Source organism: Kitasatospora sp. NBC_01246 (assembly GCF_036226505.1).
GTDB lineage: Bacteria > Actinomycetota > Actinomycetes > Streptomycetales > Streptomycetaceae > Kitasatospora.
Genome location: NZ_CP108484.1, coordinates 6,274,139 through 6,289,026 on the forward strand (window position 1 = coordinate 6,274,139; position 14,888 = coordinate 6,289,026).

Below are 14,888 nucleotides of genomic sequence, written 5' to 3' on the forward strand. Positions count from 1 at the left end.
GGCAGGGCCTCACTGCTGTCCGGGCGCGACCGGACGGCCCGGCCGCAGGACGCTCAGCCCAGTTCGAGACTGCGTAGGACCAGCCCGGTGGCCGGCTTCGGGCCGAAGGACGTGGACTTGCGGGGCATGGTGACGCCCTGCTCGGCGAGCCGGCGGACCACGCTCTCGCGCACCGGGTGGAGCAGCACCGCCGTGCCGCCGGTTCGGGCGGCCTCGCGCTCGGCGGACACGGCGGTGTGCAGGTAGCCGATGTCGTCCGGGCCGTCGGGGACCCGCCAGGTGTGGTCGAGCAGGGCGGCGTGCAGCACGGTCGCGTCCAGGTGGCGCCACTCCTCCGGCCGGTCGTGGGGCACGCTGGCGTCGAGCAGGGCCTCCTCGGGCTCGCCGATCAGCCAGTAGACGCCGTCGCCGCCGGTCAGCACGAACCCGTTGCCGCCCTGCCGCTTCTGCTCGGCGAGGGCCTGGAGGGCGGTGGCGAGCGGGCCGGGTACCTCCTTGATCCGCCACTGGTCGCCCAGCTTCTCCAGGGCCGCGGCGATCGGCAGCCGGTACAGCACCCGGTGGATCGCGCGGACCCGCAGCGGGTAGCGGGCGGTGTCGACCAGCAGCACCAGGCCTCGGTCCCAGGGGCTGCGCGGCAGGTGGCGGTGCTCCCGCTGGAGCCGCAGGTACATCTCCCAGCGGTGGTGGCCGTCGGCGATCAGCGCCCGGCAGGTGGCCAGGTCGCGGCTGATCTCGGCGATCCCGGCGGGGTCGGTCACGGCCCACAGCCTGTGGTGGGTGCCGTCGGTGGTGGTCGTGGTGAGCAGCGGGTCGTCCTCGACGGCCCGTTCGATCACCCCGGCGGCGCCCCCGTTGCCCCGGTAGGTGAGCAGCAGCGGTTCGAGATTGGCGCGGGTGGTGCGCATCAGACCGACCCGGTCCGCCACCGGCCGGGGCATCACGTCCTCGTGGGGGAGGACGACGCCGGCCTCGCTGCCGCTGACGGCGAGGGCGCCGATCAGGCCGCGTTGGAGCAGCTCCGGGGAGTCGCCGGTGGCGGGGACCCGCTGCTCGTAGACGTACAGCGCCGGCTCCGGGTCGGCGGCCAGGACCCCCTCGCGCTGCCAGGCGCGCAGCAGCCGGGCGGCGTGCCGGTAGCGGGTGTCGCGGTCGGGCCGGTCGCCGGCGTCCTCGGGTTCGGGGCGCGGCAGGATCAGCCGGACCACGTTGTGCGGGTCGGCGGTCTCCAGATCGAGCCGGCGGCCGGGGTCGACGACGTCGTACGGCGGTGAGGTGACCGCGGCCAGGGCGCCGACCCGGTCGGGGACGTAGCGGAGGCCGCGGAAGGGGGAGAGGGACAGACCTGCGGTGGCGACGTGGCCGGGGTTACCGGGGCCGCCCTGCGGAGACTCCGCTCCGCTTTCTGCACTGGGTGTGCTCATTCTGGGCATCGTAATCGGGTACGCGTTGTTCAGAGATCGGAACACCCGTGCTGGTCCGGAGCGGGCGGGTGTCGTGACCGAGGGCGAGGTACGGCGTGAGAGAGCGCAGTGGGCGGTCGACGCAGCGTTGTGCGTCCCGCGAGGCGGTCGGCGCGGGCGGCGAGGTGGGCGCATGAGTGGTGGGCAGGAGCGGTTGGACGGCGGCGGCGGGGCGGACGGCTCCGCGGACGGTGTGGTGAACGGGTCGGCGGGCGCCGGGAGTTCGGGCGAGGGCTTCGACGGCTCCGGGGGCGGGGCGGAGCAGGGCCGGGCCGGGGAGCCCGCGGGGGACGTCTACGAGTGGTTCCGCCGGGGCGGGAAGCTGCTGGCCCAGGGGCATCCGGCGGCCGCCGAGCAGTTGCTGGCGCGGGCGGCCGCGGCGGAGCCGCACTCGCGCAGCATCCGGGAGATGCTGGCGCGGGCGCAGTTCGACGCCGGTTCGTACGCGGCGGCGCTGGAGAACTTCCGGGCGGTGGCCCTGGCCGATCCGTCCGACGACTACGCTCAGTTCGGGTGGGGCGTCTCGGCGGCCCGGCTGGGCGACTTCGAGACATCCGCCGAGCACCTGGCCCTGGCCGTCGCGATGCGACCGGACACCGACCACTACCGGTCCGCGCTGCGGCAGACCCGGGCGACCCTGGCGGCCCGCGCCGGGGCGTTCGGCCCGCTGCTTCCGGGGGCGCCGGGGTACACCGGACCCCGCCCGTCACCCGGCGGGCTGCCGGCGGCCGCCGACCGGGGCGCGGGGGACGACGAAGTCCCCGGCGGCACGGCCCGGGACGAGACGGATGACGGGAAATCGACGCAGTGAATGAGGTAGCGAAGGCATGACCGAGACGGCCACCACCGAGCGACGGACCGCCCCCGGCGGCAGTGAGCGCCCGCTCACCGAGGCGTACGACACGGCACTGCTGGATCTCGACGGCGTGGTCTACGCCGGGCCCGACGCGATCGACCACGCGGCGGACTCGCTGGCGTCGGCGCGTTCGGCCGGGATGCGGCTGGCGTACGTGACCAACAACGCCTCCCGCCCGCCGCGGGTGGTGGCCGCGCACCTGACCGAGCTGGGGGTGCCGGCCGAGCCGGACGACGTGATCAACTCGGCGCAGGCGGCCGCCCGGGTCGTCGCCGAGAAGGTGCCGGCCGGGTCGAAGGTACTGGTGGTCGGCGGCCTGGGCCTGGAGGAGGCGTTGGCCGAGCGCGGCCTGGTGGCCGTCCGCACGCTGGCCGAGGAGCCGCTCGCGGTGGTGCAGGGCTTCGACGCCTCGGTGGGCTGGACGCACCTGGCGGAGGCCTCCTACGCGGTGCGGAGCGGGCTGCCGTGGGTGGCCTCCAACACCGATCTGACGGTGCCGACCGCGCGCGGGATCGCGCCGGGCAACGGTGCGCTGGTGGCGGCCGTGCGCGCGGCGACGGGTGTGGAGCCCGAGGTGGCGGGCAAGCCGCTGCCGCCGATGCACCGGGAGACCGTCCTGCGGACCGGTGCCGAGCGCCCGCTGGTGGTCGGGGACCGGCTGGACACCGACATCGAGGGTGCGTTCAACGGCGGCGTCGACAGCCTGCTGGTGTTCACCGGGGTCACCACGGCGGCGCAACTGCTGTCGGCGCCGGTGGAGCACCGGCCGACGTACCTCGCGGAGGACCTGCGGGGGCTGCTGGTGGCGCACCCGCCGGTCGCCGTGCGGCCGGGCGGCGGGTTCGGCTGCGGCGGCTGGGTCGTGGTGGCGCAGGACGGGGTGCTGAAGCTGGAGGGCACCGGTTCCGACCGCTGGGACGGCCTGCGGGCGCTCTGCGCGGCGGCCTGGACGGCACTGGACGCGGACGGCGGTCCGTCGGACGGGCGCAAGGCGCTGGCCGAGCTGGGGTTCTGAGCCCCGGGGCCGGCCGGGCGGTCCGCGCGGCCGGCCCCACGAACGGGTGCCGGGGCGCGGGCCGGTCGGCCGCCGCGCCGCCCGGTCAGAGCAGTGTGCGCAGCCGCAGCAGGTCGCGGAAGCCGGCCTCCAGCCGGACCCGGCCACTGGCCCAGGCCGCCGCGAAGTTGAGCGTGCCGCCGACCAGGGCGACCAGGTCGTCGCTGCTCATGGTGAGCCGGATCTCGGCCTTCGTGGCGGGCGAGCCGGGTGCCTCGGTGACGTCCTCGATCCGGCCGTCGCGCAGCCGGCCGGTGAAGGTCAGGTCGAGGTCGGTGATCCGGCAGGTGAGGGAGCGGTCGAGGTCGGCCGCCTTGCGGACGTTGCCGGTGGACTTCGCCAGGTTCCGGCTGAGCTGCTCCAGTGCCGTCCGGCACTCCTCGGCGTTGGCCATGGCGGCTGGTCCACTCCCTGTGCGACGGCGGCGGTCACTGCGGGGCCACGGTACCGCAGGCGGGTTTTGGCGGTAGCGTCGTCGGTGGGGTGCCCGGAACCGGTCCGGGTACCGACGGCGACGGAGCGATGCGCGCAGGCGCTAAGGAGGCACCCGGATGCTGCCGAAGACGGTGCGGGGAGCGGTGGAGGTCGCCGCCGGGCTGGTGGAGGAGGTCGGCAAGCGGGTCGTCGGGACGGCGGCCGGGCTGCTGGAGATGAGCGGGGTCGACGTCGCCGAGGTGGAGCGGCGGTTGGGCGGGCCGTTCCCGCCGTCCGCGAAGTCGCTGCAGACCCTGGCCGAGGAGGCGGTGACCGCCGGCCGGGCCGGGGTGGACCTGGCGGTCGGCGTGGCGCGCAGCGAGGTGGAGAAGGCCTTCGAGAAGGTCGGCGACCAGGTGACCAAGGTCGGCGTGGTGCTCGCCTACCTGGAGAGCAAGCTGCGCGAGGTCGAGGAGGAGGCCGTTCCGGCCGCGTCGCCGCAGGAGGAGGAGCCCGGCACGGCGGCGCCGGCGCCCCGCGCCGACGCCCTGTTCGGGCACGGCTGGGAGCTGGACGACGAGCCGGCGGCACCCGCGGCGCGGGTGGGCGGCGAGCCGATAGTGGCCGAGCGGGTCGAGGTCGACGAGCCGGTGGAGACCGATCCGCCGGTGCCGCCGGCGGTGGCGAAGAAGCCGGCGGCGGCCGAGAAGCCCGCCGAGCGGAAGCCCGCGGCGAAGAAGCCGGTGGCGAAGAAGGCCGCCGCGCAGAAGCCCGCCGCGCAGGTGCCTGCCGCGCAGGTGCCTGCCGCGCAGGCGCCCGCCGTGAAGAAGGCCGTCGTGAAGAAGGCTGCCGCCAAGAAGCCCGCCGAGCAGCAGCCCGCCGAGCGGAAGCCCGCCGCCAAGCAGGCCGCGGCGAAGAAGGCTCCCGCGAAGCGGACCGCCGTCAAGAAGACCGCCGCCGCGACCACCGAGCGGGCCGCCGCGAAGAAGGCGGCGCAGGCCGCCGGCCAGGAGCCGCCCGCCAAGAAGCGGACCGCGACCAGGAAGACCACCGTCCGCAAGAGCAGCACCAGGAAGCCCGATGCCTGATCCCGGCCCGGGCACCGCCCCCGCGCCCGCCCCCGCGCCCGCCCCCGCGCCCGTCATCCGCCCGGCGGACCCGGCCCGGGACCTCGCCGCGGACTCAGCCGCGGGCGCCGTCCCGGACGCCTTCCTCGGCATCGATGAGCCGCTGCCGCTGGGCGTCGAGCCGACTCCCACCGGCCACCCGGCCGTCGACGCCGCGCTGGCCTGGCTGGAGGCGTTGGACGGGGTGCCGACCGAGGCACACGTCGCGGTGTACGAAGATGTTCACCAGCGGCTGACCGACACGCTGGCCGCGCTCGACCAGGATCGACCCGCTGGGTCCGACCGTTCGCGATGACCCGTAGGAGCTGAAACACCAGTGGCAGTGGCACGACGCCGTCTCGACGCGGAGCTGGTCCGCCGCAAGCTGGCCCGGTCGCGCGAGCACGCGTCCGAGCTGATCGCGGCCGGCCGGGTGACCGTCGGCGGCACCACCGCGACCAAGCCGGCCACCCAGGTGGAGACCGCGGCGGCGGTCGTGGTGGCGAACGACGAGAACGACCCCGACTACGTCTCGCGCGGCGGGCACAAGCTCGCCGGGGCGTTCGCGGCCTTCGTCCCGCAGGGCCTGGTGGTCGAGGGCCGCCGGGCGCTGGACGCGGGCGCCTCCACCGGCGGCTTCACCGACGTGCTGCTCCGCGCCGGGGCGGCCGGCGTGCTGGCGGTGGACGTCGGCTACGGACAGCTCGCGTGGTCGCTGCAGAGCGACGAGCGGGTGACGGTGATGGACCGCACCAACGTGCGCGAGCTGACCCGGGAGCTGATCGGCGGTTCGCCGGTCGACCTGGTGGTCGGCGACCTCTCGTTCATCTCGCTCGGCCTGGTGCTGCCCGCGCTGGCCGGCTGCGCCGCCGAGGACGCGGACCTGGTGCTGATGGTCAAGCCGCAGTTCGAGATCGGCAAGGAGCGGCTGGGCAGCGGCGGCGTGGTGCGCAGCCCGCAGCTGCGCGCCGAGATGATCCGGCAGGTGGCCGGGAAGGCGTGGGAGCAGGGGCTGGGCGTGCGGGCGGTCACCGCGAGCCCGCTGCCGGGGCCCTCGGGGAACGTCGAGTACTTCCTCTGGCTGCGCCGGGACGCCCCGCCGTTGGACCCGGCGGAGGCGGACCGGGCCGTCGCCGAAGGCCCCCGGTAGGGTGCTCTGCGGACGTCCGGTCCGTCATGCTGAGTGACGCGGCCGCACCGGGCCGAGGGCGACCCGGCCGACGTAGGGAGAGGGCAGCGGGCATGAGCGAGCGAACCGTGGGGGTAATCCCGGCCGAGATCCGGGGGAGAGCTGTCGAGGGGTACGCGTCGCCCGCGGCTACCGTGGGGAGACGGGGGCACCTCGGAGCCGTCGGGACGGGCGGAGAGGGGCGCGCATGAGTGACGGACGTACGGTCTTCCTGATCGCGCACACCGGCCGGGAGGCCGCGCTGCGCAGCGTCGAGGGCCTGGTGCACGGCCTGCTGAAGGCGGGCATCCGGATCAGGCTGCTCGCGGCCGAGGCGGTCGACCTGGACCTGCCCGACGGCATCGAGCGGGTGGCCGGCGGGCCCGGCGCGGCGGACGGCTGCGAGCTGATCCTGGTCGCCGGCGGGGACGGGACGCTGCTGCGCGGGGCCGAGCTGGCCCGTGAGCACGGGCTGCCGATGCTCGGCATCAACCTGGGCCGGGTGGGCTTCCTCGCGGAGGCCGAGCGGGACGATCTCGCGGTCGTGGTGGAGCGGGTCGTCGACGCCGACTACGAGGTCGAGGAACGGATGACGCTCGACGTGATCGTCCGGACCAACGGCGATGTGGTCCACCAGGACTGGGCGTTGAACGAGGCCTCGATCGAGAAGGCGTCCCGGGAGCGGATGCTGGAGGTGGTGACCGAGGTGGACGGCCGTCCGGTCTCCAACTTCGGCTGCGACGGGGTGGTCTGTGCGACGCCGACCGGTTCGACGGCGTACGCGTTCTCCGGCGGCGGCCCGGTGGTCTGGCCCGAGGTGGAGGCCCTGCTGATGGTGCCGATCAGCGCGCACGCGCTGTTCGCCCGGCCGCTGGTGGCCTCGCCGGACTCGGTGCTGGCGGTCGAGGTGCAGCCGAAGACCCCGCACGGCGTGCTCTGGTGCGACGGGCGGCGCTCGGTGGAGCTGCCGGCCGGGGCCCGGGTGGAGGTCCGCCGGGGGCAGACGCCGGTGCGGCTGGCGCGACTGCACCGCGCGCCGTTCACCGACCGGCTGGTGGCGAAGTTCGCGCTGCCGGTGACGGGTTGGCGCGGCCGGGCCGAAACGCACTGACGGAGGGGCCCGGGCCGCCGGTACCGACCACCGGCGGCCCGGGCCCTTCGCCGTGGGCGGCCCTCAGACCGCCAGCGGCTGGCTGTCGTCGCCCGCGCTCCAGCGGCCGCCGAGGGCGGCCCGGGCGGCGACCTCCGCGAGGCGTTCGACGGCGGCGGGCACGGCCGCGGCGGGGAGGGTGAGCGGGATCCGGATGTGGTGCTCGAAGGCCCCGTCCGAGCCGAAGCGGTTGCCCGCCGCGATCCGTACGCCGCCCTGCTCCCCGGCCTGGGCCAGTGCCGCGCCGGACAGGCCCCCGGTGGAGACCCAGAGCGCGAGCCCGCCGGGCGGAGCGGCGTAGTGCCAGGCGGGCAGCCGCTCGCGCAGCGCGCGGGCGAAGGCCTCGGCGGTGGAGCGCAGCCGGTCCAGCTGGTGGGCGCGGACGGCCGCCAGTGGCTCGCCGAGCAGCTCGGCGGCGATCAGCTGGTCCAGCACCGGGGCGCCGACGTCGCTGTAGACCCGGGCGGTGGCCAGCCGGCGCACCAGCGCGGGGGCCGCCCGGACCCAGCCGATCCGCAGGCCGCCCCAGAGCAGCTTGCCCGCCGAGCCGACGGTGACCACCTGGGCGGACCGGTCCAGCGCGGCCATCGGGCGGGGGAGCACGGCGTCCGGCGCGAGGCCCCAGCCGAGCTCGGCGGTGGTCTCGTCGGCCAGCACGATCGTGCCGGCGGCCCGCGCGGCGGCCAGCAGTTCGCGGCGCTGCTCCTCGGGGACGAGGGCGCCGGTGGGGTTGTGGAAGTCCGGGATCACGTAGGCGGCCCTGGGCGTGGCGCCGCGCAGCACCCGGCGCCACTCGGCGAGGTCCCAGGAGGGCTGCCGGGACGGCCCGCCGGGCCAGCCGTAGGGGACGGGCACCAGGCGCGCCTCGCCCAGGCGCAGGGCCTGCAGCGTGTGCGCGTAGCTGGGCGCCTCGACGGCGACCCGGTCGCCGCGGGAGATCAGCGCCTGCCGCACCAGGTGCAGCCCGCCCATCGCGCCGATCGTGATCAGGATCTGGTCGGGGGTGGTCGGCAGGCCGCGCTCGGTGTAGCGCCGGGCCACCGCCTCGCGCAGCACCGGGACGCCGGTGGGGTAGTTGCCGTGCCCGGCGGCGTACGCGGGGAGCTGTTCGACGGCCCGGGCGGCCGCCGCGCCGAGGAAGGGCTGCGGGGCGGGCAGCGCGGCGACCCCGAGGTCCAGCGTGCGGCCCTGCTCGTCCGGCGGCACCGGGTGCAGCGCGTCGCCGGGTGGCGGGGCGCCCTCGGGCAGGGCGGTCCAGCTGCCGGATCCGCGCCGGCTGTGCAGGTACCCCTCGGCGCGCAGCGCCTCGTACGCGGTGGCCACGGTGGTGCGGCTGAGCCGCAGCGCCAGGGCCAGCTCGCGCTCGGCGGGGAGCCGGGCCCCGACCGGCAGCCGGCCCTCGGTGACCAGCAGCCGGACCTGCCCGGCCAGCGTCCGGTAGGCGGGGCGGCGGGCGGCGGCCGGCTCGGGCAGCCGGGCCGCGTCGAGCAGCCGGGCCAGTGCGGCGGCGGTGACGGTGGTGTGCCAGTCGGCCATGGCTGATCAGTCCACTTGCTCGGAATTGGCCCTGGAAGGGGTCGCTTTGGCCTGTCCATCATGGCAGGGCGGCCATCGAGTCCGCCACCGTCGCGGGCCGGGCCCGTACGGTGCAGCACCACCTGCGGGAGAGCCCGATGGCCACCACGACCACGCGACCGACCACCCCCGCGCCCGCCGTCACGGCGCGGCGCCCCTCCCTCGCCGTCCGCCTGCTCGGCGACACCCACGCCCTCGGCTGCCGCCTCCCGCAACTGCTGGTCGGGCTCTCCCTCTACGGGGCGAGCATGGGGCTGATGCTGCGCTCCGGGCTCGGTCTCGACCCGTGGGACGTCTTCCACCAGGGCCTGCAGCGCACCGCCGGCCTCTCGGTGGGCGCCTGGGTGACCATCTGCGGCGCGCTGGTGCTGCTGCTCTGGATCCCGCTGCGCCAGCGCCCCGGGCTCGGGACCGTGGCCAATGTGCTGATGATCGGCGCGGCGATGGACCTCACCCTCCGGGTGACCGGCACGCCCGGACCGCTGCCGGCCCGGATCGCGCTGATGGTCGGCGCGATCGTGCTGAACGGCCTGGCCACCGGCCTCTACATCGGCGCGCGCTTCGGCCCGGGCCCGCGCGACGGCCTGATGACCGGCCTGCACCGGCGCACCGGCCGGTCGCTGCGGCTGATCCGGACCGGAATCGAACTCACCGTGCTGGCCGCCGGAGTCCTGCTCGGTGGTACCGCGGGCGTCGGCACCGTCGCATACGCGCTGGCCATCGGCCCGCTCGCGCAGATCTTCCTGCCCTGGTGCACCGTGCCCAGCCCCGCCGAAACGCCCCGGAAGGGATGAACTTGAGGGGCGTGGAGTTGCCGCTCGTCGCGCGCCGGGGCCGGAACCTCGTAAGGTCGTCACCGTGTTGGACGAGATGCGGATACGGGATCTAGGGGTCATCGACGATGCGGTGGTCGAACTGGCCCCCGGCTTCACCGCCGTGACCGGTGAGACCGGTGCCGGCAAGACCATGGTGGTGACCAGCCTCGGCCTGTTGCTCGGTGGCCGGGCCGACCCCGCTCTGGTGCGCAACGGCGCCGGACGAGCGGTCGTCGAGGGCCGCCTCGAACTGCCCGAGGGCTCCCCGGCGGCGGTCCGCGCGGTGGAGGCCGGCGCCGAACTCGACGACGGCGCACTGCTGATCAGCCGGACCGTCTCGGCCGAGGGCCGCTCCCGGGCGTACGTCGGCGGCCGGGCCGTGCCGGTCGGGCTGCTGGCCGAGCTCGGCGAGGACCTGATCGCCGTGCACGGCCAGACCGACCAGCAGCGGCTGCTCCGGCCGGCGCGCCAGCGCGGCGCCCTGGACCGGTACGCGGGCGACGCGGTGGCCGAGCCGCTGGCCCGCTACCGCGAGGTCTACCGCCGGCTGCGGGAGGTCTCGGCCACCCTGGAGGAGCTGACCACCCGGGCCCGCGAGCGCGCGCAGGAGGCCGACCTGCTGCGCTTCGGCCTGGACGAGGTGGCCGCCGCCGAGCCCGTCGCCGACGAGGACGTCGAACTGGGCGCCGAGGCCGAGCGGCTCGGCCACGCCGACGCGCTCTCCTCCGCCGCCACCCTGGCCCACGCCGCGCTCGCCGGCGACCCCGCCGACCCGGAGGCGCTGGACGCCGGCACCCTGCTGGCCCAGGCCCGCCGCGCCCTGGACGCCGTCCGCCACCACGACGAGCGCCTCGCCGGCCTCGCCGACCGGCTGAACGAGGTCGGCTACCTGCTGGCCGACGTCGCCGGTGACCTGGCCGGCTACGCCGACGACCTGGACGCCGACCCGGTCCGGCTGGCCGCCGTCGAGGACCGCCGGGCCGTCCTGGCCCAGCTGCTGCGCAAGTACGGCGGCCCGGAGAACTCCCTCGCCGAGGTGCTCGCCTGGGCCGACAACGGCTCCGCCCGGCTCGCCGAGCTCGACGGCGACGACGAGCGGATCGACGAACTCGGCGCCCAGGAGACCGCGCTGCGCGCCGAGCTGGCCGAGCTCGCGGGCGAGGTCTCGACCGCCCGGCAGGCCGCCGCCGGCCGCTTCGCCGAGGCCGTCTCCGCCGAGCTCGCCGAACTCGCGATGCCGCACGCCCGGGTGACCTTCGCGATCGCCCAGGTCGACGACCTCTCCGGCATCGAGGTCGACGGCCGCACCGTCGCCTACGGCCCGCACGGCGTGGACGAGGTCGAGGTCCTGCTCGCCCCGCACCCCGGGGCCCAGCCCCGCCCGATCGCCAAGGGCGCCTCCGGCGGTGAGCTGTCCCGGGTGATGCTCGCCGTCGAGGTGGTCTTCGCCGGCGCCGACCCCGTCCCCACGTACCTGTTCGACGAGGTGGACGCCGGCGTCGGCGGCAAGGCCGCGGTCGAGATCGGCCGCCGGCTGGCCAAGTTGGCCGAGTCGGCCCAGGTCGTGGTGGTCACCCACCTGCCGCAGGTCGCCGCCTTCGCCGACCGCCACCTGGTGGTGGTGAAGACCAACGACGGCACCGTGACCCGCAGCGGCGTCAAGGTGCTCAACGACGAGGAGCGGGTGCGCGAGCTCTCCCGGATGCTCGCCGGCCTGGAGGACTCGGAGTTGGGCCGCGCCCACGCCGAGGAACTGCTGGCCGCCGCCCGGGCTCCGCGCCACCGGTAGCCTCCGCCACCCGGCCCGGCGGCCCTCCGGCGGACCGCGACGCGCCCCCCGTGGCGCCGACTGTCCAAGAGGGCCGCCGACCTGGCATGGTGGCGGCTGGACACTGGCTTTCCAGTCCCGAGCGCCGTCGGCGGGCAATCCTCGCGACGCGGCGCGCGAACCTGATCGAGTCGGATGCGAGACGAAGTGGACCATTCCGCCGCCCGGGCCACCGCGGCCGCCCCAGAACCGGGTCAGCTGCACGTGGTGCTCGTCCTGGCCGCCAGTACCGGCGGCATCGGTGCGCACGTGCGCTCCCTGGCACAGGGCCTGGTCGCGCACGGAGTGACCGTCACGGTCTGCGCGCCCGCCGGTACGGACGCGTTGTTCGGCTTCTCCCGCACCGGAGCCAGGTTCCATCTGGTCGACATCACCCCCACGGCGGGCGCCCGCAGCGACGCCACCGCGATCGGCGAGCTGCGCCGTGCCTTCACCGGCGCCGACGTGGTGCACGCCCACGGCCTGCGCGCCGGGCTGCTGTCGGACCTGGCGCTGCGCACCGCCGGCCGCTTCCCGGGCCTGCGCCCGGAGACCCCCCTGGTGGTCACGTCGCACCACGCGCTGCTGGCCACCGGCATGGAGCGGCGGCTCCAGCGGCTGATGGAGCGCCGGGTGGCCCGGGCCGCCGACCTGGTGCTCGGCGCCTCCTCCGACCTGGTGGCCCGGGCCCGCGAGCTGGGCGCCACCGACGCCCGGCTCGGCCCGGTGGCCGCCCCGCCGGTGCCCGAGGGCCGGCTGGAGCGGGCCGAGGCCCGGGCGGCGCTGCTCGGCGACGGCCCGGACCGTCCGCTGCTGCTGGCGGTCGGCGGACTCGTCCCGCAGAAGGCTTTCGGGGTGCTGCTGGACGCCACCCGCGAGCTGGCCGGGCTGGATCCGCGGCCGCTGCTGCTGATCGCCGGCGACGGCCCCGAGGCCGCCGGGCTGCGTGAGCGGGCGGCCGTGGAGAAGGCCGAGGTCCGGCTGCTCGGCTTCCGCACCGACGTGCCGGACCTGCTGGCGGCGGCCGACGTGCTGGTGGTCTCCAGCCGCTGGGAGGCCCGTTCGCTGGCGGTCCAGGAGGCGATGCGGGCCGGCGTCCCGGTGGTGGCCACCGCCGTCGGCGGCATCCCCGAGCTGGTCGGCGACGCCGCCGTGCTGGTCCCGCCCGGTGACGCGGCGGCGCTCGGCCGGGCGGTGCGCGAGCTGCTGGCCGACCCGGAGCGCCGCCGGCGCCTTGTGGCCGCCGGCCGGCAGCAGGCCGAGACCTGGCCGGACGAGGCCGCCACGGTGGCCCAGGTGCTCAGCACCTACGACGAGCTGGTGCAGCGCACCCCGTAGCCGGGCCGAGCGGCCGGTCCGAACCGCGACGGGTGGGGCCGGGCCTGCCCGGGCCGTGGCCGCCCGGGCAGGCACCGCTCAGACCGTGGCCTGCTCGACCCGGTCGACGGCCGGGGCGTCCGGCTGGGCGGAGAGGTAGGCCCCGCCGCAGGCGGTCAGCCGCAGCGCGGTGTCGATCAGCGGGACGTGGCTGAAGGCCTGCGGGAAGTTGCCGACCTGGCGCTTCTCCCGCGGGTCCCACTCCTCGGCGAGCAGGCCGAGGTCGTTGCGCAGCGACAGCAGCCGGTCGAACAGCTCGCGGGCCTCCTGCACCCGGCCGATCATGGCGAGGTCGTCGGCCAGCCAGAACGAGCAGGCCAGGAACGCGCCCTCGTGGCCGGAGAGGCCGTCGACGTTGTTGCCGCTCTCGTCGTGGGTGGGGTAGCGCAGTACGAAGCCGTCCTCGGTGGAGAGCTCGCGCTGGATCGCCTCGATGGTGCCGATCACCCGCTTGTCGTCCGGCGGGAGGAAGCCGACCTGCGGGATCAGCAGCAGCGAGGCGTCCAGCTCCTTGCCGCCGTAGTACTGGGTGAAGGTGTTGCGCTCCGGGTCGTAGCCCTTCTCGCAGACGTCGCGGTGGATGGTCGCCCGCAGCGTGCGCCAGCGCTCCAGGTGGCCGTCGGAGGGGGCGTCCTCGGGGTTCTGCTCCAGCAGCTTGATGGTCCGGTCGACCGCCACCCAGGCCATCACCTTGGAGTGGACGAAGTGCCGGCGCGGGCCGCGGACCTCCCAGATGCCCTCGTCTGGCTCCTGCCAGTGGTCCTCCAGGTAGTCGATGAGCCGCAGCTGGAGGTGGTGGGCGTGGTCGTTGCGGACCAGCCCGGTCATGTGGGCCAGGTGCAGGGCCTCGACGACCTCGCCGTAGACGTCCAGCTGCAGCTGGCCGGCGGCGCCGTTGCCGACCCGGACGGGCTGGGAGCCCTCGTAGCCGGGCAGCCAGTCCAGCGAGGACTCGGTGAGCTCGCGCTCGCCGGCGATGCCGTACATGATCTGCAGGTTCTCCGGGTCCCCGGCGACGGCGCGCAGCAGCCACTCGCGCCAGGCCCGGGCCTCGTCGCGGTAGCCGGTGCGCAGCAGCGAGGAGAGGGTGATGGCGGCGTCGCGGAGCCAGGTGTAACGGTAGTCCCAGTTCCGCTCGCCGCCGATGTCCTCGGGCAGGGAGGTGGTGGGGGCGGCGACGATGCCGCCGGTGGGGGCGTAGGTGAGGCCCTTGAGGGTGATCAGGGAGCGGATCACCGCCTCGCGGTAGGGGCCCTGGTAGGTGCACTGGCCGGCCCACTCGTGCCAGAAGTCCGCGGTGGCGTCGAGCATCTCCTCGGCGTCCGGCGCCTTGGGCGCGTCCAGGTGCGAGGCCTGCCAGGTGAGCGCGAAGGCGATCCGCTCGCTGGCCTGGACGGTGAAGTCCGCGTAGGTGGTGAGGTTGCGCCCGTAGGTGTCGGCCTCGCCGTCCAGCCAGACCGAGTCGGGGCCGGCCACGGCCACCGTCCGGTGGCCGCCGTCGGCCTGCTCGACGCGGTGCACCCAGGGCACGACGCGCCCGTAGCTGAACCGCATCCGCACCGCGGAGCGCATCCGGACGGTGCCGGACAGGCCCTCGACGATCCGGATCATCTGCGGGACGGAGTCCCGGCCGGCCAGCGGGCGCGGGGGCATGAAGTCGATCACCCGGACGCTGCCGCCCCGGGAGTCCCACTCCTGTTCCAGGATCAGTGAGTCGCCCCGGTAGCGGCGCCGGTCGGCGGGGACGGCCGGCGCGGCCGCGGTGGGCGGGGGGACCCGCAGGTCGCCGGTGTCGGTGTACCGGACGTGTGGGGTGTCGGGGGCCGGCGCGGGGGTGGCCGGCAGCTCGGCGGCCATCACCTCGGCCGGGCCGATCCGCCAGAAGCCGTGTTCATCGGTGCCCAGCAGGCCGGCGAACACCGCCGGCGAGTCGAAGCGGGGCAGGCACAGCCAGTCGACCGCTCCGTCCCTGCTGACCAGGGCAGCGGTCTGCATGTCCCCGATGAGTGCGTAGTCCTCGATACGGCCGGCCACGTGGATCTCCAGTTCGCAATGTGGTCACGACGCATCGGCGATCCGGGGAGAGCCAGCGGGTCTGCGGGG

At 75.8% G+C, this 14,888-nt stretch carries 13 protein-coding genes; 9 read left to right on the top strand and 4 right to left on the bottom strand.

Annotation, left to right across the window (positions count from 1 at the left end):
- Positions 1-53: 53 nt before the first annotated feature.
- Complete coding sequence (locus OG618_RS27155) at positions 54-1,424, bottom strand: DUF1015 domain-containing protein (RefSeq protein WP_329490156.1); 1,371 nt, start codon at positions 1,422-1,424, stop codon at positions 54-56.
- 172 nt (positions 1,425-1,596) lie between these two features.
- Between OG618_RS27155 and OG618_RS27160 the strand changes: the two genes are divergently transcribed.
- Together OG618_RS27160 and OG618_RS27165 are read left to right on the top strand one after the other, a co-directional pair.
- Positions 1,597-2,274: a tetratricopeptide repeat protein gene (locus OG618_RS27160; protein WP_329490157.1), complete on the top strand. Its 678-nt coding sequence runs from the start codon at positions 1,597-1,599 to the stop codon at positions 2,272-2,274.
- A 16-nt stretch (positions 2,275-2,290) separates the two neighbouring features.
- Positions 2,291-3,334 carry an HAD-IIA family hydrolase gene (locus OG618_RS27165; protein ID WP_329490158.1) on the top strand — a complete coding sequence of 348 codons (1,044 nt, stop codon included), beginning with the start codon at positions 2,291-2,293 and terminating at the stop codon, positions 3,332-3,334.
- 85 nt (positions 3,335-3,419) lie between these two features.
- Here OG618_RS27165 and OG618_RS27170 read toward each other — a convergent pair whose 3' ends face one another.
- The gene (locus OG618_RS27170) at positions 3,420-3,767 is read right to left on the bottom strand and encodes an alkyl sulfatase C-terminal domain-containing protein (protein ID WP_329490159.1); all 348 of its coding nucleotides are present in this window, start codon (positions 3,765-3,767) and stop codon (positions 3,420-3,422) included.
- A 157-nt stretch (positions 3,768-3,924) separates the two neighbouring features.
- On the opposite strand from OG618_RS27170, the gene OG618_RS27175 reads away from it, so the two are divergent.
- The 4 genes from OG618_RS27175 to OG618_RS27190 all read left to right on the top strand — a co-directional run bounded on the left by OG618_RS27175 (position 3,925) and on the right by OG618_RS27190 (position 7,172).
- Entirely contained in the window at positions 3,925-4,875 is a 951-nt protein-coding gene (locus OG618_RS27175; protein WP_329490160.1) for a hypothetical protein, read from the top strand.
- Positions 4,868-5,209: a hypothetical protein gene (locus OG618_RS27180; protein WP_329490161.1), complete on the top strand. Its 342-nt coding sequence runs from the start codon at positions 4,868-4,870 to the stop codon at positions 5,207-5,209. The genes OG618_RS27175 and OG618_RS27180 overlap by 8 nt, the downstream gene beginning before the upstream one ends.
- A gap of 27 nt (positions 5,210-5,236) precedes the next feature.
- Positions 5,237-6,043 carry a TlyA family RNA methyltransferase gene (locus tag OG618_RS27185; RefSeq protein WP_329492300.1) on the top strand — a complete coding sequence of 269 codons (807 nt, stop codon included), beginning with the start codon at positions 5,237-5,239 and terminating at the stop codon, positions 6,041-6,043.
- A gap of 226 nt (positions 6,044-6,269) precedes the next feature.
- Positions 6,270-7,172, top strand: coding sequence for an NAD kinase (locus tag OG618_RS27190; protein WP_329490162.1), 903 nt, complete (start codon positions 6,270-6,272; stop codon positions 7,170-7,172).
- A 63-nt stretch (positions 7,173-7,235) separates the two neighbouring features.
- Here the strand turns inward: OG618_RS27190 and yczR are convergent, their stop codons facing one another.
- Positions 7,236-8,747: a MocR-like transcription factor YczR gene (yczR, locus tag OG618_RS27195; RefSeq protein WP_329490163.1), complete on the bottom strand. Its 1,512-nt coding sequence runs from the start codon at positions 8,745-8,747 to the stop codon at positions 7,236-7,238.
- Between the two features lie 137 nt (positions 8,748-8,884).
- On the opposite strand from yczR, the gene yczE reads away from it, so the two are divergent.
- The 3 genes from yczE to OG618_RS27210 all read left to right on the top strand — a co-directional run bounded on the left by yczE (position 8,885) and on the right by OG618_RS27210 (position 12,746).
- Positions 8,885-9,580 (top strand): membrane protein YczE, encoded by a 696-nt coding sequence (gene yczE / locus OG618_RS27200; RefSeq protein WP_442906869.1) that lies wholly within the window; start codon positions 8,885-8,887, stop codon positions 9,578-9,580.
- Between the two features lie 76 nt (positions 9,581-9,656).
- A complete protein-coding gene (gene recN, locus OG618_RS27205; protein ID WP_329492302.1) occupies positions 9,657-11,390 on the top strand; it encodes a DNA repair protein RecN in 1,734 nt (577 codons plus the stop codon).
- 174 nt (positions 11,391-11,564) lie between these two features.
- On the top strand, positions 11,565-12,746 hold the full coding sequence (locus OG618_RS27210; RefSeq protein WP_329490164.1) for a glycosyltransferase family 4 protein: 1,182 nt from the start codon (positions 11,565-11,567) through the stop codon (positions 12,744-12,746).
- A 78-nt stretch (positions 12,747-12,824) separates the two neighbouring features.
- On the opposite strand, the gene OG618_RS27215 is transcribed toward OG618_RS27210, so the two are convergent.
- On the bottom strand, positions 12,825-14,819 hold the full coding sequence (locus OG618_RS27215; protein WP_329490165.1) for a glycoside hydrolase family 15 protein: 1,995 nt from the start codon (positions 14,817-14,819) through the stop codon (positions 12,825-12,827).
- Positions 14,820-14,888: the final 69 nt, after the last annotated feature.

Bases quoted from the DNA above. Each gene is read 5' to 3' on its own strand.
- OG618_RS27155 (WP_329490156.1), bottom strand. From the start codon at position 1,424: ATGAGCACACCCAGTGCAGAAAGCGGAGCGGAGTCTCCGCAGGGCGGC.
- OG618_RS27160 (WP_329490157.1), top strand. From the start codon at position 1,597: ATGAGTGGTGGGCAGGAGCGGTTGGACGGCGGCGGCGGGGCGGACGGC.
- OG618_RS27165 (WP_329490158.1), top strand. From the start codon at position 2,291: ATGACCGAGACGGCCACCACCGAGCGACGGACCGCCCCCGGCGGCAGT.
- OG618_RS27170 (WP_329490159.1), bottom strand. From the start codon at position 3,767: ATGGCCAACGCCGAGGAGTGCCGGACGGCACTGGAGCAGCTCAGCCGG.
- OG618_RS27175 (WP_329490160.1), top strand. From the start codon at position 3,925: ATGCTGCCGAAGACGGTGCGGGGAGCGGTGGAGGTCGCCGCCGGGCTG.
- OG618_RS27180 (WP_329490161.1), top strand. From the start codon at position 4,868: ATGCCTGATCCCGGCCCGGGCACCGCCCCCGCGCCCGCCCCCGCGCCC.
- OG618_RS27190 (WP_329490162.1), top strand. From the start codon at position 6,270: ATGAGTGACGGACGTACGGTCTTCCTGATCGCGCACACCGGCCGGGAG.
- yczR (WP_329490163.1), bottom strand. From the start codon at position 8,747: ATGGCCGACTGGCACACCACCGTCACCGCCGCCGCACTGGCCCGGCTG.
- yczE (WP_442906869.1), top strand. From the start codon at position 8,885: ATGGCCACCACGACCACGCGACCGACCACCCCCGCGCCCGCCGTCACG.
- recN (WP_329492302.1), top strand. From the start codon at position 9,657: ATGCGGATACGGGATCTAGGGGTCATCGACGATGCGGTGGTCGAACTG.
- OG618_RS27210 (WP_329490164.1), top strand. From the start codon at position 11,565: ATGCGAGACGAAGTGGACCATTCCGCCGCCCGGGCCACCGCGGCCGCC.